Genomic DNA, 24354 nt, shown 5'->3' with positions numbered 1-24354 from the left:
TGGAATCATGTAACTCGTGAGCACACCAGAACCCGTCCGCCACCGTCAGCCGCAGCGCGAGCTGGAGCAGTCGTCGAAGCTCCAGAACGTCCTGTACGAAATCCGTGGACCGGTACACGCGCATGCCGCCCGGTTGGAGGCGGAAGGACACCGGATCCTCAAGCTCAACATCGGCAACCCGGCACCGTTCGGATTCGACGCCCCCGATGTGATCATGCGGGACATGATCGCCGCCCTGCCCTATGCACAGGGCTATTCGGAGTCGAAGGGCATTCTGTCGGCGCGGCGCGCAATCGTGACGCGTTACGAGCTGGTTCCCGGCTTCCCCGAGCTCGACGTCGACGACATCTACCTCGGCAACGGTGTTTCCGAACTGATCACGATGACCATGCAGGCCCTCCTCAACAACGGCGACGAGGTTCTGATCCCAGCACCGGACTACCCCCTGTGGACTGCGATGACGAGCTTGTCCGGAGGCACGCCCGTCCACTATCTCTGCGACGAGGCCAACGACTGGAATCCCGATATCGCCGATATCGAATCCAAGATCACCGACAAGACCAAGGCTCTCCTCGTCATCAACCCGAACAACCCCACGGGTGCGGTGTACTCGATGGAGGTTCTGCAGCAGTTGGTCGATCTGGCACGCAAGCATCAGCTTCTGCTGCTCGCCGACGAGATCTACGACAAGATCCTCTACGACGACGCCAAGCACATCTCGCTGGCAACACTTGCCCCTGATCTGCTGTGCCTGACGTTCAACGGCCTCTCGAAGGCCTACCGCGTCGCCGGCTACCGCTCCGGCTGGGTGGCGATCACGGGCCCGAAGGATCACGCGGCCGGCTTCCTCGAGGGACTCGATCTCTTGGCGTCGACCCGTCTGTGCCCCAACGTCCCCGGACAGCACGCCATTCAGGTCGCCCTCGGCGGTCACCAGAGCATCGAAGACCTGATCCTGCCCGGCGGCCGCCTGCTCGAGCAGCGCGACGTCGCTTGGGAGCGATTGAACATGATTCCGGGCGTTTCGTGTGTGAAGCCTCGCGGCGCGCTCTACGCGTTCCCTCGTCTGGATCCGAACGTCTACGAGATCCACGACGACGAGAAATTGGTTCAGGACCTGCTTCTCCAGGAGAAGATCCTGATGGTTCAAGGCACCGGGTTCAATTGGCCGAATCACGATCACCTTCGGATCGTCACCCTTCCGTGGGCCCGAGATCTCGCCGTGGCCATCGAGCGATTCGGCAACTTCCTCACCAGTTACAAACAGTAGATTCTCACGCTGAATCCGGCCGAAATCGAGTAAACAATTCGTTGTACAAATGCCCCGTAAACGTAAAACTGCGGGGCATTTGTGCGACCTTGGTCACATTTTTCGCAAACCAGGCGGTTTGATTGACTCTTTAACTATTTAGTGACCTGCCCCGATGTGAAAACGGTCCAACCGGTACGTGATTCGTTGTGAAATTGGTAGTTGGACAACGCGCCAAATCGGTTTGAAATTGGGTACATTAGTTAGCAGCACTTCGGTGCCGCGAGCACCTGGTATCCCTCCCCCCCTGTGGATACCAGGTTGGTGGCGGGGACAACCCCCCCTGTTCCCCGCCACCCAGCTCGACCAATCCCAGTTTCACAACCCCTCATCGGTAGCACCGGTTTTCGCCGACTCTGCCTTGCAGCGACACTGCCTTTCACCGACACTGCCGTCAGAAGCTGACCATTCGCTTCGGAGCCGATAACATTGCACCGGTGCAAATCCCCAGTCCGACACTCAGTTTCCGATGAGTCACGGCCATGGCCACGGTGGCCCCATTCAGATCGGCCCCACCGCATCACGCGTCGTCATCGGGTTGCTCGTCGTCATCGGCATGGTCGTCGTCGCGGCAGCTGTCGCACTGTGGCCGGACAAGAACACCATTCCCGTCCCACTCCCCTTCCAGAATGCCGACGGCAGCTCGGTGGAAACCGAGGCGGGCACCGTCACGATGCAGGATCTCGGCGACTGCGGAAGTTCCTCTGCCGGAAGGGTATTCGTCGGTGCCCCGCAACCGCCGCCTACCTCCGCCTACCAGTGCCAGCGAAGTATCGTCGATATCGAATCCGGGCCGAATGCCGGAACGAAGACATTGCTCGAGGTCATTCCGGGCGCCGGTCAGCCGGACCTTCGCGTGGGTGACCACATTCGGCTGGTGCGTCAGACCGACCCGAACGGAAACACGCAGTACTCCTTCGAAGACTATTCGCGTGGGCTCCCGCTGGCGTTGATCGTCATCGCGTTCGCCGTCGTCATCATCGCAGTCGCACGGTGGAGAGGGCTGCGCGCACTCGTCGGCCTGGTGATCGCCTTCGGCGTAGTCGTCGGGTTTCTCCTACCCGCTCTGCTCGACGGCAAGCCTGCGATACCGGTTGCGCTGGTCGCCGGGGCGGTGATCTTGTACGCGGTTCTCTATCTGGCGCACGGGGTCTCACTCAAGACCAGTTCTGCTTTGCTCGGCACCCTTGCCGCCATGGTGCTCGCCGCGGTTCTCTCCTACCTCTGCATTGAACTGACACACCTCACCGGTTTGTCTGAAGAGCAGAACACCAATGTTCAGACCTATATCGAGCACATAGACATCACCGGCCTGCTGCTGGCGGGCTTCATCATCGGCTCGCTCGGCGTTCTCAACGACGTCACCATCACCCAGGCATCCTCGGCATTCGAGTTGGCCGAACTCGACAAGCATGCGTCCCGTCGAAAAGTCTTCGGCGGTGCGATGCGGGTCGGACGTGATCACATCGCCAGCACGGTCTACACCTTGGTTCTCGCGTACGCGGGTGGGGCGCTGCCACTGCTATTGCTCTTCAGCGTCAGCGGGCGCCCTCTTCAGGACGTCCTGGTCGGTGACGCCGTCGCAATCGAGATCGTAAGGTCCGCTGTCGGCGGAATAGCCCTGGCGCTTTCGGTTCCACTCACCACTGCCATCGCCGTGATTCTCGCCCGTCCGCCCGGTAGCGCGGTCAAGGCCGGCCCCACGTCAGGTGGCCGACACTCCAAGCGTTGACACCAGCTGTTCAGCGAAGCAGACGGGAAAGTATGCTCCCACGACGCTTGAACCTGACGCAGTCACAGAGGGCGCAGTCGGTTCCCGCACGATGATGGCTGTGTGCCACCTCTGCATGACCGCATGCACATACTTCGCCCTCGCCATTAGCCACGGCGCCATCGTACTGGACTGCACAAACCCGACCAGTCGGTCGCATCAGGCAAATCGCTCGCACATGGAAGTTCACAATTTATTCGCGCTATCACCCGCCTTGAAGTGCAACGATTCTCAATAGAGCAATTTTGACCGACCCGTCGACATGCACAAGTTAACTACTGGCAAGTAGCATCGGAAGATCGACTTCCGAAAGTGGACATGACGCACTCATCACCGGTCACAACCGTGGCATCACCAGAAACGCCAGCTACAGACAAGCGCAAGTTCGAGTACGACTCGATCGCCGTGCTGATCTCGGGCGCCGTCACGGCAGTACTCGGGCTGGTGTTCTGGGCAGTCACAGCTCGGATGTATCCGGTCGACGTTGTCGGCCGGGCATCTGCGGTGATCAATTCGGCGGTGGTACTGTCCACTCTGTCTACGTTGAGCCTCGGATCGATGTACGAGCGATTCCTACCTTTGGCAGGAAGCCGTGCCGGCGCACTGGTCGCGCGCGGATATCTCCTCGTAGCGCTCCTCGCGACAATCCTCGCCACCGCACTGTTGATGTTCGGTCCACGTGAAAAACTGTTCTCCTCGGGGTGGGCCATGCTCTCGTATGTAGGGCTCGTCGTTACCCTCGCGCTGTTCGCCCTCGAAGACCAGACCACCAACGGTCTTCGAGTTGCGAGGTGGTCAGCCGCGAAGAACATCGTTCATGCCATCGCCAAACTAGCTCTTGTCGCGTCACTGGCATTCACAGCGCATGAACTTGCTGTCGTCGGAGCCTGGGGTGGGTCGGCGGCGATCGCGGCCCTGGTCCTCGGTGTTGCGATACGTCGGAAACTGCGCACGCGAGGTGAGTCCGCGGCCCAACCGGCACTTCCCCCTGCACGTGAACTGTGGTCGTACTTCGGCCACTCGTACGGCCTCATGACGCTCGGTTCCCTTGCCCCGCTTGCAGTGCCGCTCGTTGTCATTTCACTTCTCGGCGCGGAGGAGAATGCATACTTCGCGATAACCTGGGCATTGGTGAGCGCCCTGTTCGTACTCTTCTACATGCTCATGGGCCCATTCGTCTCAGAGGCGAGCGCCTTTCCGACGCAGATACAGTCACTGACCCGTCGATTCATCGCACTACTGTCCGGACTCGCCGTTCTCGGTGCAATCTTTCTCGCACTCGTGGCACCGGTTGCGCTGGGATCCGTCGGCGATCACTATCGGACAGAAGGCACGACCCTACTTCGCTTGTCTGCGATCATCATTCCGATATCCGCACTCGTCGTTCTACACAACGCACTCGCCAGGGTGTACCAAAGAATGGGCTCGGCTGTTGTTGCGCAAGTACTCAACACCATCGTGGTCATCGCCGGATCAATTGTCCTGACACCTCACGTCGGCATAGCCGGTGTCGGCTGGTCCTACCTCGCGGCCGAAATTCTCTCCGCAGCAATTGTTTCGGTTCCACTGGTCGGAATGTTGCGACGCGCCGCACGTACTCCGACTCAAATCGAATCCAACGAATCGACGGTCGATCACCAGCCGGGTGCATAGACGCTCACCCAATCGATTTCGACGTTCGAGACCGCAGGCGTACCCGCAGATGGACAGGACCCCACTCCCCACGCCACTTTCCGCGCGCAGGCCCCGGACTCGGTTTGCAGTCCGAGCCACATCGGCGTCGCCGGAACCTTGGTTGCAGATTCGAACGTAGTCCACACGCGACCGTTGAGAGTGCCGCGAACAATTCCTGGCCCCCACTCCACTCCCACCGTATTCCAGTTGCTGAAGTCGCCTGTGATGTCTGCTTGCCCCTGACCGAATCCATCTGTCGGTGTATTCCAGTGTACGAACGCCGACATCGACTTCCGGTTTCCGTCAACAGTTTCCGCAATGTCGATCTCGGGTGGCCATATTTCATTCTTCGGCCACAACAGAAGATGGAAGCTGATCTCGTCGGACTTGTCTGCTCTAAATCTCATTTCCCATTTGCCATACTGCTGCGCGCGGGTGAAGTTGGAAACCCCACCCGTGAGCCATCGACCATCTACTTGTTGCGCACGAAGCTGCAACTTGCCACCGTCGAGGCGAACCATCGACGGATCCCACCAGCTCGCCGAATTGCCACCTGGTGCACCATAGTAAGGACCCCAGTCCCCGCCCAGCGAACACCGGTCGAAGTTGTCGATGAAGATCTGGCGCCACTTCGGCCAGGTCGAAATATTCCCGACCGGAGCAGGTTTGGTACCGGAGCTCGCTACCGAAGAACACAGCGGAGCTGCGCTCACAGTTGCCTGCGGCACTATTCCCACAAGAACAGACAGAAGAAGAAGACTGAGCCAACCGAAGAACCGCTTCGAAACACGCTGCCGTGGATTTACCATCATGCCACCGTCTAGTCGCAGTGAATGTTCATCTGCTACCAGAGCATAACGCACCAATTGGGACTAAAGGTATAAATTTTCAGCGACAATTAATCCACAGCTACTACCGACGTGGAGTCAGTTCGATCAGTTCGAGATCAGTACTTCGCGCAGACTCGACAGCTGCCAGAGCCGCGAAATCGGGCGAGTAGACGCTGACCCAATCGATATCGATGTCAGCGATTGCCGGCGACCCCGAAACCGGGCAATCCCCCGTTCCCCACTCCCTCTGCTTGTCACATGCCCCGGCTTGCGCCTGAATCCCCAACCACATGGAAGTCGATGGAACAAAAGATGATTCGAATTCAGCCCACTCACTATCGTCGACAAGGTATCGAACAATTCCCGGGCCCCACTCCACACCGACGGTATGCCATTCGTCGAATCGACCAGTTGTGTCCGCTTGTGCGAAGTGATGCTCACCTTCGTCGGACCAATGAATGAAAGATGACATCGACTCACGTCGACCCGACACACTTTCCGCGATGTCGATCTCTGGCGGCCATACCTCGTCTCGCGGCCACAGCAACACATGATAGCTGATCTCGTCCGATACCCCCGCCCGCAGACGAACCATCCATTTCCCATAAGTTTGCGACACTGCACTGTTAGAAACACCGCCAGTGACCCACTGGTCGCCATCCTGCTGCGCACGCAGGCGCAAAACCCCCTCGGTGACACTGACTTGCTCAGGCTCCCACCAACTGTGAGGATCACCCCCAGGTTGGCCGCTGTACGCCCCCCACATTTCTCCCAGCTCGCAGCGATCGAAGTTGTCCACGAATACTTGCGTCCACCCGCGCAGATCCCCTGTCGGCGCATTCGTGGTGCCTGGCGCGCTCGGTCCTTCTTCACATGCGTCGGTTGGCACGTCACCCGTGACCGAACACCCCACTGACAAGCACAAAGCGACAACTCCCCCGAGAGCCGTTATTTTGTTGAACAACAATGTGTTTCACTCCTGACTCGAGATCAGCGCGATCTGGTCGAATCGTAAGAACACCACGGCGACTGCACACAGGACCAGGACGACCCCGAGAACGGTAAGAGCTCTCGCAGCCTTCCCACGGCCGATGGTGCCAAGGTCCGGCACCTGCCGTTCCCGCGTCACCGTAATCAGAGTGAGCACAACGAACAACAATCCGAAGATGCATGCTCCCAACAGATTTGTCATCGCTGTTCCAGGTCGATCTCGGGGGCACCAGCGCGACGCAGCACGGTGACATCGGCATTCTCGACGACGATCTCGAAATTGCCGGACGCGAGCATATCGGCGATGGCATCGTCGAACATTCCCGCAGGGTATCCGTATTGAAGGGATATCTGGGAGGAAGCCTGCTGCGCAACGAATACGTAGTCCGGATCTCGATCAGCGACACATGTATCGAAGTTGTCCAGGCAATCGATCGAATCAACTTGAGAAACCGTCACTCCGGTGAGAATTCGCGGGGAGACCAGTTGTGCGGACGGTCCCCACGCCATGATCGTGACACCGTCCGGTACTGACGCGAGGAGTGCATCACCAGTCCGGATCTGATAAGGCGACGAGTGCTCGAATGAGGTGTTCAACCCTCGAGTAGCGGTGAGAATGACGGAGAGAACGAGAATCGACAGCGACGCCATGACAACACGCGGTATACGCCCGCCACGCCGTCGTCTCGAATTCATCAGAACGTTCCGAAGCGCAGCGGCACTACGCACAATTGTCACGGCGCCAAGTGGAGCCAGGATCGGAGCTGCCATGACAAAACACCGAATGACCACTTCGCCGCCGTAACTCTGTACTGCCACCAATCCGAAGGGAACCACACACAGCACTCCCGACATCAACCACGTCTTTCGTCCACGTGTCAGAACCCAGCCGAGGAACCCGAGCAATCCCATGAAACCTGTAGCTGCGAGCCGCAGATATTGCATTGCTTGGTAGGTCGGCCCGGAGCCGATGCGTTTGCTGACACCGCCTTGCACCGCGCCGCTCACCTGCCCGACATCCGACAGCAACGCCTGAAGGTGGCCTTTCCAGTAGTCGACTGCGCCGTAGCTGAACCAGACGAGAAAGAGCGCGCCGGCGGCCACCCACAACAACCGATAGCGAGTCGATCCCGTCAGCGTGAACATCAACAGTGCACCGACCATCACCATCGGCGTCAACTGGTGTGTCACAACCATCGCCGCCAGAATCACAACCAGAATCGCCTCTACGGCGAGGGTCTGCGCCGAACTCTGTCCAGGCACACGCCCCGGAGTGCGACGAGATGCGCCGACAGTTCTCGCCACCAACCCTCCCTCGACCACGGGGAGTGGAGCACGACGCAGTTGCCACAAGAGCACTGCAATCACGCTGGTGTAGAACATCATTGCGGTTGGTTGTGGCGCAAAGTAGTCCTGTTGGTACCAGTTGAAAAGCAAATAGACAAACACGCCCAGCCATGCCACACGTCGACTCCGTGAGATCGACAACCCGATCGAGTAGATCGGCAACGCGATCATCGCGTTGAAGAACACGGGTGCCCAGATGAAAATGGCGGTGAAATCGGTAATCCCGTAGGCGGTACTCATTTGGGCGCTCCCGGAGAAGAATCCAGCCCAACTGAAGCGCGCGTCGGAGGGTGGTGGAAGTTCTCCGAAATGGACGAGTATCTCGATGAGACCACGATGTACGTAAGCTGTGGGGATTGATGTCACCCCGTCTGCAAGGCTTACCAGCAAAGTCGTGAATGTGATCAAAGTCAGTGCTGCGACAGTCAGCACTACTGCGTCGAGTCTGCGCGAAGTCAGTGCGATCCCGGCTACGAGTGAGACCAGGAAAAGCGCAACGTAGTACGCCCACCCGATTTCTGGAATGATTCCTGCGGCGCCTGCGGCAGCGGTGTCCAGAGTTCGAACTGCCACCGCGAAGAAGAGCACTGCAACCGTGATCGTCACACCGGCGAGCATTCGCCGACGCCCTACCCGCGGCGGTCCGATCTCTCGATAGGGCATAACCTTCCACGCCACCGCACAGGAGAGGAGGGACAGCCCGCACAGCACTGTCTGAATCAAGGTCGGATGAAATGCGCCGATAACGAACTGAGACTGCGCAACAATGATGTTGACCGAGAGTGAGAGGCTTATCCCCACTGCCGTCGTGATCACTGGATCCGGAATGCGAACCATGAGTGCAATAGGCACACCAGGAACCAGAACCGTCGTCGCGACCCCGATCAACACGCGCAGTGAGAATGGAACTCCCTCCCCTCCATCGCGGCGAACAAGCAACGCGAGAATCAGCGCGGTACAGGTCAATACAGCGATTGCGATGAGGACGACATGATCGAGTCCCAGTTGTGCGGTGCGAGTGGTTCCGCCGTCATCGAGGTCACCTCGATGACGACCTCGCTTCGTTTCCGCGTCCCCCTTAGTCGACGCCTGTCCGACGATCATCGGGACAACTGATCCGCCTGCGCCCGCCTACGACGCAGGCGTAGCTTGCTGGAAGCGTACAGATAGGGGCCGGCCAGATACCCGGCCAGTTCCACTCGCTTGAGATCGCCGGGCATCGTTGTACTTCTGTCACCGAAACGCGCAGTGTCGGGAACGAGAAGCATGCGCACACCTCGGGGCACGACCTTCAACAAACCCAGAGCAGTCCGGTCGCCGCCCGAAATGATCTTGACCAAAACCGCGGACATTCCCGTTCCGTAGCCGTACATCTGGTCCCGCAACTCCGCGACACTCGCGCGGTGATGGTGTCCTACTGTTGCCTCGGGGGCGTAAACCAGCGTCGCTCCAGCAAGAACTACCCGCCGAAACAGGTCGAGGTCTTCGCCTCCGAGCGTCGGTGTTCCGGGTCCGAGTGCCTCGTCGAACCCGCCGAGACGTCGGATGCTTTCGGTGCGGAAGGCCATGTTGTTGCCGCTACCGAGTTCGCCTGCCGTGTAGGGGAAAAGCGGTGAAGTCCCCCGCTGACCCAATCCGATCGAAGCAATTTTCGGCGTCTCCATCGCCCACAAGGTCGTGGTATCGCCCTTGTCGAATATGCCCACTTCCTCGAACCACCGTTGTTCGGCGGTGTCGATGCCAATTCCCACAACGCGACCGGTCACCGCAGCAACCTCGTGGGAGGCGTCGAGCACGAAGACGTCCAAAATCTTCTCGATCCACAATGGGTCGGGCTCCGCGTCGTCGTCGGTGAAGGCCACGATTCGCCCGTTCGCGTGGTGAAGTCCGAGATTACGCGCGGCAGAAGCACCTTTGACTGGTTGTCTCAGTATCACGCAACGCTCGTCGTCCATCGCCGACAGGACCTGGTCCACGCGATCGGTATCAGGTTTGTTGTCGACCACCAGAATTTGCAGATTGTGGTGGCTCTGACCCAACAGAGCGTCCAGTGTCCGAGCGAGCGAATCACGGCCGACGGTGGCCACGACCACAGACACCAGTTCATCGGCGTTTATGTCGTCGCAGTCGTCAACCAGGTGCTCTCCACCGAATACGGTTCTCGCCGAAAGGAACCCGAGCAAGGTGGCAAGGAACCCGAAAATCAGAGCTGCCGCGCGGGCTGGCGCGAAGCGATCGCCTCGAATCGAATCCTTGGCTGCGGTGAAGATTCCACTGCTCAAGACACCGACGACGTACGCCCGTTCGTTGGACAACCCGTCCGCGCTCCCCACCGCTTGGGTGAGAATTCGCTTGGACCGACCTTCGTAGAAACAACGTCGACGAAAATAGCGAAACTGCTGGCGGTCGGCAGGAACAAAATGATCGACTGCGAAATCACAGACTCGCAGTATCTTGGCAGTGCGATCCCGCTGGCGGATCTTGATTCCCATCAGCGTCTCCTCACAACCGACCGGCAACGTGCCGACCCGCCCGAGTTCGCTCGAGAACCCGCCGATGGACTCGAGCGCGGTGCGCCGAACCGCCATACATGCGCCGATCGGATTGCGAATCTGTTCTCCGTCTGGTGGGAGGCCGCGGTAGTCGCAGCCGACGACCCAGCCGTATTCCTCCGGAAACCACCGAGCCTTAGACCCCTCGTACCGTGCGTGCACTGCCCCTCCGACTGCCGCAATCGTGGGATCTGCACTCATCGTTGCTCGGATCGCGTCGATCCCGCCAGTTCGGAGGACCGCATCGTCGTCGAGAAATGCCACCAGATGACCGTTGCCTGCACTGATTCCGCAGTTTCTCGCGCCGGACAAACCCTGCTCGGCAGTGTTGGGCACCACCCGGACCCCGGTTGGTACGTGTGCACGAACATGAGCAAGCATGGACTCGTTGTGATCGATGACAACAACGACCTCGTCGCCTGGGCCGTTTGCCTGGACAGTGGCGGCATCAACCGCAGCGAGCAGGATCTCGAGCCGACTCATGCTGTACGCGCAGATCACCACGGATACCGAACATGTTGTCTTGTCGAGGAATTCGACCTTCGAAACCGGCGACGAAGACATGATCACCCCTGCCCGTTCGAATCGAACCTCGATATTCGCCTCCGCCGTCCTGCGTCACGGAGCAGAGCTCTGTACGTCGTGGCGAACGAATCTGCTCGTCGCTCGATGGACAGGTCGTCTCTGGACCGGCCCAACGCCTCGGCGGCGATTCGGGTGCATAGTGCGGGATCGCCGAGAAGCCGTTGTGCGGCAACGGTCAAAGAATCGACGTCCCCTGTCCGGAAGACCACGCCGGTCCTGTTGTCGTGAACGAAGTCGCGCAATCCTCCACTGTCACTGGCTATCACCGGGACTCCGGAGGCTTGAGCTTCCAACGCGATCAGCCCGAAAGGCTCGTCGTGAGACGGGCACGCGAGGACGTCGACGGCACGCAGAATCGACGGAATGTCATTTCTGGGCGACAGGAACCGATGGGCGCCCGGCATCGATGCCCGCGCCAAGGTGTGCAACGCGTCGACAAATGCAGCGTCATTCTTGGCCGGTGCGCCGACAACAGCCAGATGTACGTCAACTCCCGATCGACGCAACGACCCCAGTGCCTCGATCAACTCGCCGATGCCCTTCTCTCTGTCCAACCTCCCCACCACCGCCACGAGCAATGCTCGGGGATCTGCTGACAGCTCGGCGCGAATCGATGGATCGGCCACTCCCGGACTAAATCGAACAGAGTCGACACCTTGATGGACGACCCGGGTCTTCCTCCGTGCCAGCGGGCCCAACTGCTCGAATACAGCCTCGCTCACGGCGACTGCTGCGTTTGCGGTAGACACCGCACTACTCATCACCAGCCGCCCACCACCTGGGGGCACGATGTCGTGCAACTCGAGCAACGACGGCCTTCCTGCTAGTCGCGCGGCGAGCACGACGTCCACGTGAGTCATCAAGTCGTTCGAATGGACGACATCGAAGGAACGAACCTTCCCGATCAAAGCCTTGACCGCGCGCATACTTTTCGGGACTTGCGAGAAAAAGTCATACTTGGAGTTGAAGCCTTCCCCGCTTGTCGGACGCAATCCAACTCGTTTGGGAATTTCCAGCGGAACATATTCAAGGTTCGATTCTGTCCACCAGCGCCGGGTCGGGGTATCTCCGGACGGGCCTGCCAGCGACAATTGAATACCTTCCGAGGCAAGAACGAGAGCTAGATTTCGGAAGCTGTGATCGGTTCCGCCGACATTCTCCGAAAGCGTCACTCCAAGCACTTTGATAACCTCGCTACGCGTCACTGAATTAGCATACCAAGAAAGAATCACGCGCCATGAGGACACAATTTCCGAAATGTCGCATATCTCCCCACTTTCTACTATTAGAAAGGCCTCACCGTGCGAAATGAGTTTCAGCCCACGCGCTACAAAGTTACCGATCTCGACGTTGCCATGGTTGAAAACTGGACATTAGTCGCAATGGGGCCAATCGACCATGGAGGTGTGGAAGGAGTTCGCGCTGCGCTCCGCACGATCGCGTCCGCGGGCCCACACGCGCGAGTCGGACTGATCCCGAGCAGTCGAACTCGGAATTGGGTGTTCGAACCGGACTCACTGCAGCGCGGCGTGCACGAAATCCCTGCTGTTCACACACAAGACCTACCTGCCACCCTCGCCGCTGCGGTCCGCCTGGCCGACGTGTCGCTGCCTATTGCGGTGACGGTCTGCGGCCGATACCTGATCGTGCGACTTGCACACGGAGTGGGAGACGGCCAGACCACAGTCAATCTCACGCGCGCGCTCGCTGACCCTGCGACGCGTACCGGCAAAGTCCCACAATGGTGCACTGCGCTACAACCGACACGATTCCCTCTGACGGCTGCCTCCTGGAATCTTTATGCGTCGAGCCCCGGCAAGCTTCTCCGCAGCGTGACCGCAGGGAGACCGAAAGAGGTTTCTTCACAACCAATTACAGCGAAGTGGCAACCTTCCCATCACGTCGGATTCGCAACATCGTCACCCACTGCGCTTGGTGATCTCGCGGCTTGGAGGAAAGCAAACGCCGTTCCCGCGTCGTTGTCGTCGATCTTCTTCGCCTCCATAGTGCGCGCACTTCGAGAGGAAGGTATCAAGGTGGACAACACCGTGAAGGTCCTGTTCGACGCCAGGCGGTACCTCCCCGAGAACCACCGGACGCTCTCCAACTTCGCGGCAGGCCTGGACTTGTCATTCGACGATGCGGGCTCACCTGCATCCGTCGGGGACGGTATCTCCGCCGCGGCCGATTCGGGTCGACCGCTGCTCAATCTCGCCGCCACTTCAGTAAAGTCCCGACTCGGTCGCATTACGCGCAGGCCGGTGGGAGACGCTGTGACGAGCGCTCCGGCACACCCTCGTGCGCGCATCGCTTACAGCGATATGTCAGGCGCTCCGCAGTTCAAGAATTTTCCATTGACCGGCACCCCGAAAGAATCTGTCTATATCGCGACCTTGTTACCTGAAAGTCCCGAACATATCGTGATTGCAGTCGGACGACTGGGAACCTTGAACAATGTCTCGTTTTCGTTTCACGACAATGTATTCGACGCCGAAAGAATCGGATCCGCATTCGAGAATGCATGCAAAAATCCACTGAAGTTCTTCAGAGAAGGAATCGCTGAATGATCCACTCGGACTGCAACGAAGAATTCGTCGCAAACAAAGGAAACGGCAAATCCTCGCACATTATCGAGCTGTTCGCCAGATACGCGTGGATTTCGACATTCCTGTTTTTTGTGTGTGAATTCTTGACCGCGTGGAGCTGGCGAGGAAACTACTCGCGCCGCAATCAATTCGTAAGCGAACTAGGTGTTCGTGTCTGCGACAGTCGTGCGGGCGTGTGCAGTTGGTACTGGTTGATGAACATTTCTTTCGTGACCACTGCACTGGGAATATCTGTCGGCACACTATTGTGGTGGAAGTCGCGAGTCGTATCGCCTACAGAAGGCTCCTTTCTACTCGTGTCGGCAAGCGGTTTGATCCTGATCGCCGTGTCGTCCCTCGACCGCGGATCGATCCTCCATGGAATCGGTGCAAACATGTATTTCGTCTTGGCCAACACCGCCGTGATCATGATCGCGACCTCGTCCCGGACGCTCCGCAGACCGTCCCCAGCAAAATGGGTCGCCCTCGCAGCCGGAGTACTCGGACTGAGCGCCTACTTCATCCACACAGTCGGCGGTCTCGGCATGCTCGGGCTGGGCACGATCCAAAGGTTCACGGTGTACCCCTCACTGATCGGCCTGATCGCGCTGGCGACGGTCCTGGGCTCCGAACCGGCAACCAGACGCGAACAGGAACCGATCTAATGTGCGCTCCAACCTGCTTCAGCTGACGATCGACTCAGGCAACGTCAATTTTTGCGGGTCGAGAGGGATGGAACGACGCGAGGTGGCGCCCCTGCGCGCGCTGCGTCGGCGGCGCCACTCCATCCCGATGATACGCAGCACGCGCATTCCGTCAGAGAAGGCATTGAGGTTGCTGACACCGTGAATTCGATCGGCCTCGAAGCTTCCGACTTCCGCAATTCCCAATCCGGCGGCAGCTACACGAACATTGATCAACGTCTCGATCTCGAATCCGTCACCCCACTGAGCTGCAGCAGTGCCTGTATCCGGGAGCTGCATGACGTCGAGTGCATTGCGCCAGAACGCGTTGTACCCATAGCAAAGGTCTGTGAAATGCGTACGAAAGAGGATATTCACCAGGGAATTCAGGCCGTAGTTGCCTAGCCGCCGCAACTTTGTGATGTCCGAACTTCCACCCCCTGCGATAAATCGCGAACCCTTGGCGAAGTCGGCCCCATCCACGAGTGCCTGCACGAAGAGCGGAATCTCGCCGGGGTTGGTGGACCCGTCGGCATCGATCATGACAATTATGTCGCCGGTCGCCGCCTCGAACCCGCACGCCAGGGCGTTTCCTTTTCCTTTGCGCGTTTGTGTGATCACCGTGGCGTCGGGCCACAACATCGTGGCGACCTCGACGGTGTCGTCAACCGAATTTCCATCGACGAACACGATCTCGTCGATTCCCTTCGGCATCTGAGCAGCCACGTGAGGCAGATTCTTCGCCTCGTTCATCGCCGGCACGATCACCGTGACACGGGGGCGCATCGTCGCCGAACGCATACGCTCGTCTGCCGCAGGGGCGTCGTTGTCCATGATGTGCTTCCTTCGGTCGTGTGCCTCACAGTGATGCTCAATCGATACAGATTCATCTAATCGCTACCAATCAGCAAATCGAAACCTACACGAATCTGCGCCGAATGCACGGGATAGTCATCCGTCTGAGCGCAAACCATGACCTCGTTTGTATAAGCCAAATCGTCGCAAGATACTGTTCGCAAGGCGAATAATTACAGCTCAAAGGGGGAATTGCCTGAATTTTTGGGCGAAAAGAGACCAACAACCCGGTTATTGGAACACGAAAGCAAAGAAATTCGGCACCAAAGTAAAGTAGCCAGAAATTTGCTCATCCAGCCTTGGGGAACCCTGTGAAGTCGATCACCGGACCTGCTTTGCGAAGGCCGCGCCGCCCGTCAGGAACAGCCCAACCGGCCCCAGAGTCCACGAATCGGCGACTCAGGGTCCAGGAATCAACTGCTCAGAGTCCGGGAATCGGTGGGAGAACCGGCAACAGAATCGGCGGAAGCCCCGGGATGTAGATCGCCGGCGGTGGCGGCGCGGGCGCGGGCGCGGGCGGCACGTAAGTGTCCTGCACGACTGGCGGAGCCTCGACGACCGGAGGGACTTCCTCCGTCGTCGTCGGGGGCGGGGTCGTTGTGGTCGTGGGCGGCGGGGTAGTCGTGGTCGTCGGCGGCGGCGTAGTCACCTCGGTTGCCACGGGTCCGGCATCCTCGGAATCGAAGACCTTTCCTCCGTAGCCCAATCCCAGCCCCACGATCACGATCGCCGCGATCACACCGGCGCCGAGGCCCGCGAACCGTAGCGGGTTTCTCGGCTCTTTGGATGTCGATTCAACGGGTTGTGTCCCGGCGAGCCAGGACGGGTGTGCGGTTCCTGCCCCGGGTCCCTCGGCTTCGTACATCGCCGAGTACGCCTGGGCGTCAACCATCACGGCCTCGGTGTCTGCGTCACGTTCTGTGCTGAATCCGTCCGTGGCCTGGTCGCTGTCGGCGACCACGAGATCTGCGGCCGGATCGAATCGTTGCTCGTGCCGGTTCGGTCGCGGCTGAGGCAGTTCCGCCGCGTAAGGGCTCGGCACCTGTTCTTGCGGAACGGACTTCGTGCCGGAAGTGACTTCGGACAACGCATTCGGCCGCTCCGATTCCGCGAGCGTTGCGACCCCTCCGTGGCTGAACGCCTGAACCGGAACGGGTACCTCCGCCGGGGTGTGGATCGGATACGGCGCAAAGATCGGCGCTACAGCCGGAACCTGAACCGGGGCAGATACCGCGCGCGCCGATGGCGTCATCGACGACTCCGCGATCAGCGCAGCGCCTTGAGCAGTCACGAGTTCCGGCTGCTCGGGCGCGATGAGGGGGCACTCCAGCCACGCGGCGAGGGTCGCCCGCACGATCGGAATGCGTGCACCGCCACCGATCAGGAGAATCGCGTCGGGGTTACGGCCGGACGTTGCGATGACCTCTCGTATCTCGCGTGCGAAGGCCTCCACCGACGTGACGACCAACGAATCGAAAACTTCCCGCGACAGCAGGAGAAGCCCGCCGGGGCCGGGCAGGCACACCGCACTTCGTGAGGACAGCTGTTCCTTCGCGAGTCGGCATCGCGCCTGCAGTTCGGCATCGCCGCCCGGGTCGGCCGGCGTAGCTATACGGCGACGCACGGTCTGATCCGAGTAGACGAGCTCGTCGAAGTGATCTCCACTGACCCGCGTCGACCGGGCGGTGACGACGGTAGACCGCATCTGCCTGTCCACAATGCTGATCGTCGATCCAGAACTACCGATGTCGACGACGACGAGTGTGCTCTGGTCGGTCAACGCACCGGACTCCTCGAGCATTCGAAGCGTCGCGACTACTTCGGGAACCAGCTCGAAGTTGTCGATGCCTTTCTGTTCGAACGCTGTTTGGAGTGCTCCGGCCTGCGCTTGATCCCGGTAGGCGACGACCGTATTGCTGCCGAGGTCGGCATTCTCGGTCAAGGCCACGCCGGTTGCCTCCGCTGCGACTTCCTCGGGAATCTCGCGGCCTCGATCGACCGCTCTGGATCGGAACACCGGACCACTGTGGTCGGGCGTCCCCGGGCGCGCCAAACGCACAGCGCTGGCTCCCACCGTCACACCCAAAACCAAGTTCATGATCCACCTTCGTCGACCGTCGACGGGTTCCGTCACCAGACCCCGTCATTCCCCGGCCGGAAGTCTACCCACTGGGCATGGTCTGCGAGGTTCGCGCATCTCACCTAAGGCCTTCTCGCAGCTATTTTTTCGCTACCTGGACGTTCGACCTACCGCCCCAATCCGCGATAGTTCCAACCGGCGGAGCGCCACAGGTCCGGATCGAGGCAATTTCTGGCGTCAACGATCACCCGCCGCCGAACGAGTGGTTCCAAATCGGCGGGCACGAGTGAGGCGAACTCGTCCCATTCAGTGGCGATCAAGACCACATCAGCATTCCTGCAAGCTTCTGACGTGGAGGTTGCGTAGTGAAGGGTGGGAAACAGTCGGCGAGAATTATCCATTGCCTTCGGATCGAAAACGGTGACCGCCGCCCCGTGCAACTGCATCATTCCTGCAACGTTGAGCGCAGGCGAATCGCGCACATCGTCGGATTCGGGCTTGAACGCAGCTCCCAGCACCGACACGTTAGCTCCCAGCAAACTGCCATCGCAGGCTGCCGTCACCAGTTCCACAGCTTTTGTCCGTCGTCGCATGTTGATGCTGTCGACCTCGCGGAGGAAGTACAGCGCCTGGTCGACACCCAACTCCCCGGCGCGTGCCATGAACGCCCGAATGTCCTTCGGCAGGCAACCACCGCCGAACCCCAAGCCCGCATTGAGGAACCGTCTACCGATCCGAGCGTCGTACCCGAGAGCGTCGGCCAACATCGTGACGTCGGCCCCGGTCGCCTCGCACACCTCCGCAATCGCATTGATGAAGGACACCTTGGTCGCGAGAAACGCATTCGCAGATCCTTTGACCAACTCGGACGTCGCCAGATCGGTCACGAGGAAGGGCACCCCCGCGTCCAGTATCTCGGCATACACCTCGCGAAGAACGCCTTCGGCGTTTCCCGGCCGGTCACGATCGATCCCCAGAACCAACCGGTCAGGGCTCAAGGTGTCCGCGATCGCGTGTCCTTCACGCAGGAACTCCGGATTCCAGGCCACCTCTACCGAGCCACCCGCCGGCGCAGTCGCTCGGAGTCGCTCGCCGAGAGCCGCTGCCGTGCCTACCGGCACCGTCGACTTCCCGACTATCAGCGAAGGCTTTCGCAACAACGGCGCCAACATGTCGATCACCGAATGAACATGACTCAGATCTGCGGCGTACTCCCCCTTCTTCTGGGGCGTCCCCACACCGACGAAATGGATGTCCGCAAAATCCGCGGCATCGGAGTAGGAAGTCGTGAACTGCAGCCGACCCGACGCCAGATTCTTCTCCAGCATGTCGGTCAGACCCGGCTCGAAGAACGGGACCTCCCCACGAGACAACTTGTCGACCTTGGACTGGTCGATGTCGACTCCCAGCACGTCGTGGCCAAGTTCGGCCATACACACTGCGTGGGTCGCCCCCAGGTATCCCGTTCCGAACACGGTCATCTTCATGTGTTGTTGGTATGCGTCCGAACTTTCCGAAACGCGTACGCCAGGTGGGCGCGAAACCAACATCGGGCGTACGACGAGTGCGTCGCGTGTGCAACCTATGCTTCTGCCATGCACGTTCTCTTCGTTTGTACGGGAAACATCTGCCGATCACCCACGGGCGAACGCCTTGCACGTGCTTATGCCGCCGAAGCCGGGGTCACCGGATTCACCGCGTCGAGTGCCGGAACCCGGGCGATGGTCGGACACCCGATCGAGCCAACTGCTGCGAGGGTTCTCGCGGGGCTCGGCGGCGACCCCACGGAGTTTCAAGCCCGACGCATGACAACAGCGCTGGCCTCGGACGCCGACCTCATTCTCACGATGACCGAAAGTCAGCGAGACAAGGTCCTGGCGATGGCTCCGGCGCGGCTCAAGCGCACGTTCACACTTCGAGAAGCCGCACGGTTGGGCTCGCTCGCAGATGCAGGAACTGTCGAGGACCTCGCCGCCGCCAGACCCCGATTTCGTGCCACCGAACCCGAGGACGTCATGGATCCGATGGGTAAGGAAGAGAACGTGTTTCACGAGATCGGACTTGAGATCGCCGATCTCCTCGGCCCGCTGCTCAGCCGACTTCGCTTCGGTGAGCGTTGAGCGCGGGCACCGCGGTCAACTGCGGTAGCGACTTGTCCGACTCATAGTAGTAGCTGTACTCGTACGCATTGCGTCCGCGAGACGGCGTCATCGTGATGACAGTGCCCAGGACGTGCGCACCCACACTCTGTAGGTTTCCGACCGCGCGCGCCAGTTGATCGCACTTCGTGGAGCCGTGTCGGGCGATCACCAGGGCACCGTCCGACATCGCGGCCAGGACCGCGGCATCCGTGACGGGTAGCAACGGCGAGGCGTCGATGATGACGTAGTCGTATCGCGCCCGCAGTTCCTCGAGAACATGTTTGGCCGTGTCCGTGCCGAGTAGTTCGCTCGGGTTCGGCGGGATCGGTCCGGAGGCGAGCACTGTCAGCCCGTCGAACTCGGTCGGCTGAAGCACATCGTCCAGCGTCGCTTGACCGGAGAGCACCGAACTGACGCCGACACTTCCGAGCAATCCCAAATACTTCGATACTCGCGGCTTCCGGAGGTCGCCTTCCATCAGGCACACTGATTTGCCGGCCTCCGCCAAGACGAGAGCGATGTTCACGGCCGTGGTCGTCTTACCTTCGGAGGGAAGCGAACTCGTGACGACGATGACACGCGGTGGATGGTCCACCTCGAGGAACTGAAGGTTGGTGCGCAACTCACGGAAGGCTTCGGCACTCACGGAACTTCCGTCACTGAAAGCGATCGCGTGATTGACTTCGACGTCCTTGTCGAACGGGATCGTGCCCACCATCGCCGAACCCGCGATCTCTTCTACAGTTCGACGATCTTTCACCGTGTTGTCGAGTCGATCACGAATCAACGCAAGCGCGATCCCCACAACCAGTCCCGCCACTGCGCCGAGCGCGAGGTTGCGCGAAGTCTTGGGTGACACCGGAACAGTCGGCTGTTGAGCCTGCTGTTCGACGACCACACGTGCAGGCGGTGTTCCGCCGTTCTCGGGTGTCTCCAGTTCCTTTGCCAATGCCACGAATTCGGATGAGAGAGTGTTCGCGATCTCGCGTGCGAGTTCCGGTGACGCGTCCTTGACTGCGAGGTCGATCAACACAGTGTCGGGCGCCGACGTCGCAGTGACCTTGGAGGCCAACTCGTCAGCCGACATCCCGCCGACCACCCTCGGTCCCAGTTCGTCGATCGTCCGCTGTGCGAGTGTTCGGCCGGTCAGGAGTTTTGTATAGGACAGAACTCGCTGCTGTGAAAGTTGACTGCCCTGCAGTGCCTCGTTGACCGAGGTACCCGCCGACGTCGAAACGAACAGCCTCGTCGAGGCCTGGTAAACGGGCGTCGAAAGAAGAGAAGCGCCAAGGGCTCCGAGGATTCCGAGCACGGTTACAGCAGCGACGATTCGCCATCTGGCTTGCAATATCTTCAGGTAGTCGACAATTTCCATCTTGATGTCTCCTTCGGCTCACGCATGTCCACTGCGGGTCTGAGCGGTCTTTGCCGGTCGGACCGCGAGGGCGAACCGGGCTTTATCAATTTCGATATAGATCAGCTGCGACGGACGAGACGTCCTGTGCTCACGGGCGTCCCAGTCCGCGGTAGTTCCAACCTGCGCCTCGCCAGTCGTCGGGGGAAAGGCAATTGCGCCCGTCGACGATCACTTTGTTGCGAACCACCGAATCGAGATCGGACGGCTGCAACTTCAAGAATTCGAGCCACTCGGTCAATACCAGGACGACATCGGCACCTTCGCAGGCCTCCAATGCATTTGCCGAGTAGGTCAGCGTCGGGAACAGCGCGCGCGAATTGTCCATGGCCTTTGGGTCGTACACGTTCACTGCAGCACCTTGGAGCTGAATCTGACCCGCGACGTTGAGCGCCGGCGAATCACGAACGTCGTCCGAGTCCGGTTTGAACGCGGCACCCAGAACTGCGACTCTCGCACCGAGAAGCGATCCGCATGCCTCCCGCGCCAGTTCGACCATGCGTGTACGTCTGCGCATATTGATGTTGTCGACTTCGCGCAGGAACGTCAGTGCTTGATCGGCACCGAGTTCACCGGCGCGAGCCATGAAGGCGCGGATGTCCTTCGGCAAACACCCTCCGCCGAAACCAATTCCCGCGTTGAGGAATCGACGTCCGATCCGAACGTCGTGCCCGATCGCGTCGGCAAGCACTGTGACGTCGGCGCCAGCGGCCTCGCACACTTCGGAGATGGCGTTGATGAACGAGATCTTGGTGGCCAGGAAAGCGTTCGCTGACGCTTTCACCAACTCCGCCGTCGCAAGGTCCGTGACGAGAAACGGAATCTCCGCATCGATGAGCTCTGCATAAACTTCGCGCGCAACAGATTCCGCTCGACCGCGGACATTTCGATCGACTCCGAGCACAAGTCGGTCCGGGTGCAACGTGTCCTGGACGGCAAATCCTTCACGCAGAAACTCGGGATTCCACGCGACTTCGACGCTGTCACCGATCGGTGCCAGTTCCCGCGCGCGCTTACCGAGCCGTTCCGCGGTTCCCACCGGTACCGTGGACTTGCCGAAGATGACCGCGGGCTTGGTGAGCAGCGGCGCCAAAGTCTCGATCACGGCATCCACGTAGACCATGTCCGCGGCGAACTCACCCTTCTTCTGCGGCGTCCCGACCCCGAGGAAGAACACGTCCGCAAATTCTGCGGCTTCCTCGTACGACGACGTGAACTTCAGTCGCCCTCGATCGATGTTGTTTCGTAGGACCTCGCCCAACCCTGGCTCGTAGAACGGAACTTCACCTGCTGCCAGTTTCTCCAGCTTTGCCGCATCGACATCCACTCCGAGGACCTCGTGACCGAGTTCGGCCATACAGGCCGCGTGTGTCGCGCCCAGGTATCCCGTGCCGAATACTGCTATGCGAGTGCTCATGTTGCTCGATCTGCTTTCTCGAGAGTGTGCGAAGTGTGTTGATGGGAAAAGTGATTCAGGTACGTACGGCACCGATGTTGTCGCGGTACCACGAGATCGTCGACGCGATTCCTTCGCGCAATCCGATTGTCGGCCGCCATCCGAGTTTCCGAATCATGCTCACGTCCAGCAGTTTCTGCATCGTTCCGTCCGGCTTCGAGGTGTCCCACCGCGTCTCTCCGGTGTATCCGACCTCCGTGGCGACTATCGAAGCGATCTCACGAATTGTGTGGTCCTCGCCGGTTCCGACGTTGACATGCGATGCACCGTCGTAGTTGTCGAGCAGATGCAGACACGCCGACGCCAAGTCGTCGACATGCAGGAATTCACGTCGCGGATTGCCACTCCCCCAGTTGACAACCGACTGGACTGCCGACGACTGCGCCTCGTCGTAACGCCGAACGAGGGCGGGAAGTACGTGCGATCCGTGCGGCGAGAAATTGTCTCCCGGGCCGTACAGGTTGGTGGGCATAGCTGAGATCCAGGGGCGACCATGCTGCCGCCTGGCAGCTTGAACATGGAGTATTCCCGCGATCTTTGCTATTGCATAGGCGTCGTTGGTCGGCTCGAGATGCCCGGTGAGCAGGTATTCCTCCTTGATCGGTTGCGGTGCCAATTTCGGGTAGATGCAAGATGATCCGAGGAACAGGAGACGCTCGACGCCGTGTGCGAGGGCAGCGTCGAGCACGTTCACCTGGATGCGCAGATTCTCCGACAGGAAGTCGACGAGGAAAGTGCTGTTCGCCGCAATCCCCCCAACTTTTGCTGCTGCGAGGATCACGTTGGTCGGCTTTTCGCGGGCGAAGAAATCGAAAGCAGCTTCCCGGTCACGTAGATCGAGTTCGGCCGACGTCTTTCCGAGCAACCTGGTGAAGCCCGCAGATTCCAGGTGTCGCCACACCGAAGAGCCGACCAGACCTCGGTGGCCGGCCACGTAGAACGGTGCGCCTCGATCGAGTGGTCGCGCTGCGAATGAATCACTCATCGCGTCGCCGACCAGTCGGGAAGTGCCGGAGTGTCGATCCACGGTCGCCCTTCGTGTTCGAGCGCTTCGATGTCTGCCTCGACCATGATCCGGGCCAGTTCGGGTGTGTGCACGCCGGCCTTCCAACCGAGTTTGCGCTCGGCATGACTCGGATCCCCGATCAGTGCGTCCACCTCGGTCGGCCGAAGATACCGTTCGTCGAATCGAACGTGGTTTTCCCAGTTCAGACCTGCATGTTCGAACGCGACGGTCAGGAAGTCGCGCACCGAGTAGTTGCCACCGGTGGCGAGCACAAAATCCTCAGGCTCGTCGACCTGCAGCATGCGCCACATTCCCTCCACGTACTCCGGCGCATATCCCCAGTCGCGAATCGCATCGAGATTGCCCATGTACAGATGATCCTCGATACCTGCCTGGATGCGTGCGACCGCGCGCGTGATCTTCCGCGTCACGAATGTCTCACCACGCCTCGGGGATTCGTGATTGAACAGAATTCCGTTCACAGCGAAGATCCCGTATGCCTCACGATAGTTCTTGGTGATCCAGTACGAGTACACCTTCGCCGCACCGTAGGGCGAACGTGGGTAGAACGGTGTCTCCTCGTTCTGCGGTGGCGGTGTGGCACCGAACATCTCGGAACTCGACGCCTGGTAGAACCGGCAGTCGAGTCCGGCCATCCGAACCGCTTCGAGTAGTCGGATCGACCCGACGCCAGTGGTGTTCCCGGTGTGTTCGGGTTCGTCGAAGCTGACCCTGACGTGAGACTGCGCAGCGAGGTTGTACACCTCGTCCGGCTTGATCTGCGCGAGTAGTGTCACCAGGCGCGCTCCGTCACTGAGGTCACCGTAGTGAAGAAAAAGTCGAGCATCCGCATCGTGCGGGTCAACGTAGATGTGGTTGATCCTCGAAGTGTTGAACGTCGAGGATCGACGGATCAGTCCGTGAACCTCGTAGCCTTTGGAGAGCAGCAACTCGGCAAGGTAAGAGCCGTCCTGCCCCGTGATTCCGGTAATCAGTGCGCGTTTCATCCTGCGTTCCTTCCGTTGCGGGACAGCCCGCCTGATAGTTGCGAAACCACGGTTGTGGTCCGTAGTCCT

General features: G+C 59.9%; 19 protein-coding genes. 6 read left to right on the top strand and 13 right to left on the bottom strand.

Annotated elements, in window-relative coordinates; genetic code table 11:
- The first annotated feature begins 16 nt into the window (after positions 1 to 16).
- The 3 genes from M0639_RS06590 (at position 17) to M0639_RS06580 (ending at position 4733) form a co-directional block, all read left to right on the top strand.
- A complete protein-coding gene (locus M0639_RS06590; protein ID WP_003943683.1) occupies positions 17 to 1270 on the top strand; it encodes a pyridoxal phosphate-dependent aminotransferase in 1254 nt (417 codons plus the stop codon).
- Positions 1271 to 1778: 508 nt separating this feature from the next.
- Positions 1779 to 3041, top strand: a complete 1263-nt coding sequence (locus M0639_RS06585; protein WP_003943628.1) for a YibE/F family protein — start codon at positions 1779 to 1781, stop codon at positions 3039 to 3041.
- A 384-nt stretch (positions 3042 to 3425) separates the two neighbouring features.
- On the top strand, positions 3426 to 4733 hold the full coding sequence (locus M0639_RS06580) for a lipopolysaccharide biosynthesis protein (RefSeq protein WP_230691577.1): 1308 nt from the start codon (positions 3426 to 3428) through the stop codon (positions 4731 to 4733).
- On the opposite strand, the gene M0639_RS06575 is transcribed toward M0639_RS06580, so the two are convergent.
- The 6 genes from M0639_RS06575 to M0639_RS06555 all read right to left on the bottom strand — a co-directional run bounded on the left by M0639_RS06575 (position 4715) and on the right by M0639_RS06555 (position 12230).
- Positions 4715 to 5566 (bottom strand): glycoside hydrolase family 16 protein, encoded by an 852-nt coding sequence (locus M0639_RS06575; RefSeq protein ID WP_064074626.1) that lies wholly within the window; start codon positions 5564 to 5566, stop codon positions 4715 to 4717. The two genes, M0639_RS06580 and M0639_RS06575, sit on opposite strands and share 19 nt — an antisense overlap.
- Before the next feature lie 100 nt (positions 5567 to 5666).
- Positions 5667 to 6350 carry a glycoside hydrolase family 16 protein gene (locus M0639_RS35175; RefSeq protein WP_082893210.1) on the bottom strand — a complete coding sequence of 228 codons (684 nt, stop codon included), beginning with the start codon at positions 6348 to 6350 and terminating at the stop codon, positions 5667 to 5669.
- 207 nt (positions 6351 to 6557) lie between these two features.
- A complete protein-coding gene (locus M0639_RS06570; protein WP_007726658.1) occupies positions 6558 to 6776 on the bottom strand; it encodes a hypothetical protein in 219 nt (72 codons plus the stop codon).
- Entirely contained in the window at positions 6773 to 9025 is a 2253-nt protein-coding gene (locus M0639_RS06565; RefSeq protein ID WP_064074625.1) for a hypothetical protein, read from the bottom strand. The genes M0639_RS06570 and M0639_RS06565 overlap by 4 nt, the downstream gene beginning before the upstream one ends.
- The gene (locus M0639_RS06560; RefSeq protein ID WP_064074624.1) at positions 9022 to 11037 is read right to left on the bottom strand and encodes a glycosyltransferase family 2 protein; all 2016 of its coding nucleotides are present in this window, start codon (positions 11035 to 11037) and stop codon (positions 9022 to 9024) included. Before M0639_RS06560 ends, M0639_RS06565 begins: the two co-directional genes overlap by 4 nt.
- A 2-nt stretch (positions 11038 to 11039) precedes the next feature.
- The gene (locus M0639_RS06555) at positions 11040 to 12230 is read right to left on the bottom strand and encodes a glycosyltransferase family 4 protein (RefSeq protein ID WP_047269049.1); all 1191 of its coding nucleotides are present in this window, start codon (positions 12228 to 12230) and stop codon (positions 11040 to 11042) included.
- 234 nt (positions 12231 to 12464) lie between these two features.
- Here M0639_RS06555 and M0639_RS06550 point away from each other — a divergent pair, with 234 nt between their 5' ends.
- Together M0639_RS06550 and M0639_RS06545 are read left to right on the top strand one after the other, a co-directional pair.
- A complete protein-coding gene (locus tag M0639_RS06550; protein ID WP_007726654.1) occupies positions 12465 to 13625 on the top strand; it encodes a type 1 periplasmic-binding domain-containing protein in 1161 nt (386 codons plus the stop codon).
- Positions 13622 to 14308: a DUF998 domain-containing protein gene (locus M0639_RS06545; protein WP_064074623.1), complete on the top strand. Its 687-nt coding sequence runs from the start codon at positions 13622 to 13624 to the stop codon at positions 14306 to 14308. The genes M0639_RS06550 and M0639_RS06545 overlap by 4 nt, the downstream gene beginning before the upstream one ends.
- 18 nt (positions 14309 to 14326) lie before the next feature.
- Here M0639_RS06545 and M0639_RS06540 read toward each other — a convergent pair whose 3' ends face one another.
- From M0639_RS06540 to M0639_RS06530, 3 genes are all read right to left on the bottom strand, one after another.
- Entirely contained in the window at positions 14327 to 15160 is an 834-nt protein-coding gene (locus M0639_RS06540) for a glycosyltransferase family 2 protein (protein ID WP_064074622.1), read from the bottom strand.
- A gap of 442 nt (positions 15161 to 15602) precedes the next feature.
- Entirely contained in the window at positions 15603 to 17279 is a 1677-nt protein-coding gene (locus M0639_RS06535) for a DUF7159 family protein (protein WP_231915220.1), read from the bottom strand.
- A 149-nt stretch (positions 17280 to 17428) separates the two neighbouring features.
- Entirely contained in the window at positions 17429 to 18748 is a 1320-nt protein-coding gene (locus tag M0639_RS06530) for a UDP-glucose dehydrogenase family protein (protein ID WP_007726649.1), read from the bottom strand.
- A 108-nt stretch (positions 18749 to 18856) separates the two neighbouring features.
- Between M0639_RS06530 and M0639_RS06525 the strand changes: the two genes are divergently transcribed.
- Positions 18857 to 19381 carry an arsenate reductase/protein-tyrosine-phosphatase family protein gene (locus M0639_RS06525; protein WP_058038968.1) on the top strand — a complete coding sequence of 175 codons (525 nt, stop codon included), beginning with the start codon at positions 18857 to 18859 and terminating at the stop codon, positions 19379 to 19381.
- Here M0639_RS06525 and M0639_RS06520 read toward each other — a convergent pair.
- The 4 genes from M0639_RS06520 to gmd form a co-directional block, all read right to left on the bottom strand.
- The gene (locus M0639_RS06520; RefSeq protein ID WP_064074620.1) at positions 19353 to 20777 is read right to left on the bottom strand and encodes a tyrosine-protein kinase domain-containing protein; all 1425 of its coding nucleotides are present in this window, start codon (positions 20775 to 20777) and stop codon (positions 19353 to 19355) included. The genes M0639_RS06525 and M0639_RS06520 overlap by 29 nt on opposite strands.
- A 130-nt stretch (positions 20778 to 20907) precedes the next feature.
- Positions 20908 to 22233 carry a UDP-glucose dehydrogenase family protein gene (locus tag M0639_RS06515; RefSeq protein ID WP_058038966.1) on the bottom strand — a complete coding sequence of 442 codons (1326 nt, stop codon included), beginning with the start codon at positions 22231 to 22233 and terminating at the stop codon, positions 20908 to 20910.
- Positions 22234 to 22288: 55 nt separating this feature from the next.
- A complete protein-coding gene (locus tag M0639_RS06510) occupies positions 22289 to 23257 on the bottom strand; it encodes a GDP-L-fucose synthase family protein (RefSeq protein ID WP_054187595.1) in 969 nt (322 codons plus the stop codon).
- A complete protein-coding gene (gene gmd, locus M0639_RS06505; RefSeq protein ID WP_007726640.1) occupies positions 23254 to 24285 on the bottom strand; it encodes a GDP-mannose 4,6-dehydratase in 1032 nt (343 codons plus the stop codon). Before gmd ends, M0639_RS06510 begins: the two co-directional genes overlap by 4 nt.
- Positions 24286 to 24354: the final 69 nt, after the last annotated feature.

This window comes from Rhodococcus qingshengii JCM 15477, from assembly GCF_023221595.1.
Lineage (GTDB): Bacteria > Actinomycetota > Actinomycetes > Mycobacteriales > Mycobacteriaceae > Rhodococcus_F > Rhodococcus_F qingshengii.
The sequence above is the reverse complement of the archived record's forward strand: the minus strand, read 5'-3'. Positions and strand labels throughout refer to the sequence as shown.

Excerpts from the sequence above, each read along its gene's own strand:
- M0639_RS06585 (WP_003943628.1), top strand. The coding sequence starts at position 1,779 with ATGAGTCACGGCCATGGCCACGGTGGCCCCATTCAGATCGGCCCCACC.
- M0639_RS06560 (WP_064074624.1), bottom strand. The coding sequence starts at position 11,037 with ATGTCTTCGTCGCCGGTTTCGAAGGTCGAATTCCTCGACAAGACAACA.
- M0639_RS06565 (WP_064074625.1), bottom strand. The coding sequence starts at position 9,025 with ATGATCGTCGGACAGGCGTCGACTAAGGGGGACGCGGAAACGAAGCGA.
- M0639_RS06545 (WP_064074623.1), top strand. The coding sequence starts at position 13,622 with ATGATCCACTCGGACTGCAACGAAGAATTCGTCGCAAACAAAGGAAAC.
- gmd (WP_007726640.1), bottom strand. The coding sequence starts at position 24,285 with ATGAAACGCGCACTGATTACCGGAATCACGGGGCAGGACGGCTCTTAC.
- M0639_RS06535 (WP_231915220.1), bottom strand. The coding sequence starts at position 17,279 with ATGAACTTGGTTTTGGGTGTGACGGTGGGAGCCAGCGCTGTGCGTTTG.
- M0639_RS06520 (WP_064074620.1), bottom strand. The coding sequence starts at position 20,777 with ATGGAAATTGTCGACTACCTGAAGATATTGCAAGCCAGATGGCGAATC.
- M0639_RS06530 (WP_007726649.1), bottom strand. The coding sequence starts at position 18,748 with ATGAAGATGACCGTGTTCGGAACGGGATACCTGGGGGCGACCCACGCA.
- M0639_RS06515 (WP_058038966.1), bottom strand. The coding sequence starts at position 22,233 with ATGAGCACTCGCATAGCAGTATTCGGCACGGGATACCTGGGCGCGACA.
- M0639_RS06575 (WP_064074626.1), bottom strand. The coding sequence starts at position 5,566 with ATGATGGTAAATCCACGGCAGCGTGTTTCGAAGCGGTTCTTCGGTTGG.
- M0639_RS06525 (WP_058038968.1), top strand. The coding sequence starts at position 18,857 with ATGCACGTTCTCTTCGTTTGTACGGGAAACATCTGCCGATCACCCACG.
- M0639_RS35175 (WP_082893210.1), bottom strand. The coding sequence starts at position 6,350 with ATGTGGGGGGCGTACAGCGGCCAACCTGGGGGTGATCCTCACAGTTGG.
- M0639_RS06510 (WP_054187595.1), bottom strand. The coding sequence starts at position 23,257 with ATGAGTGATTCATTCGCAGCGCGACCACTCGATCGAGGCGCACCGTTC.
- M0639_RS06570 (WP_007726658.1), bottom strand. The coding sequence starts at position 6,776 with ATGACAAATCTGTTGGGAGCATGCATCTTCGGATTGTTGTTCGTTGTG.
- M0639_RS06540 (WP_064074622.1), bottom strand. The coding sequence starts at position 15,160 with ATGGACAACGACGCCCCTGCGGCAGACGAGCGTATGCGTTCGGCGACG.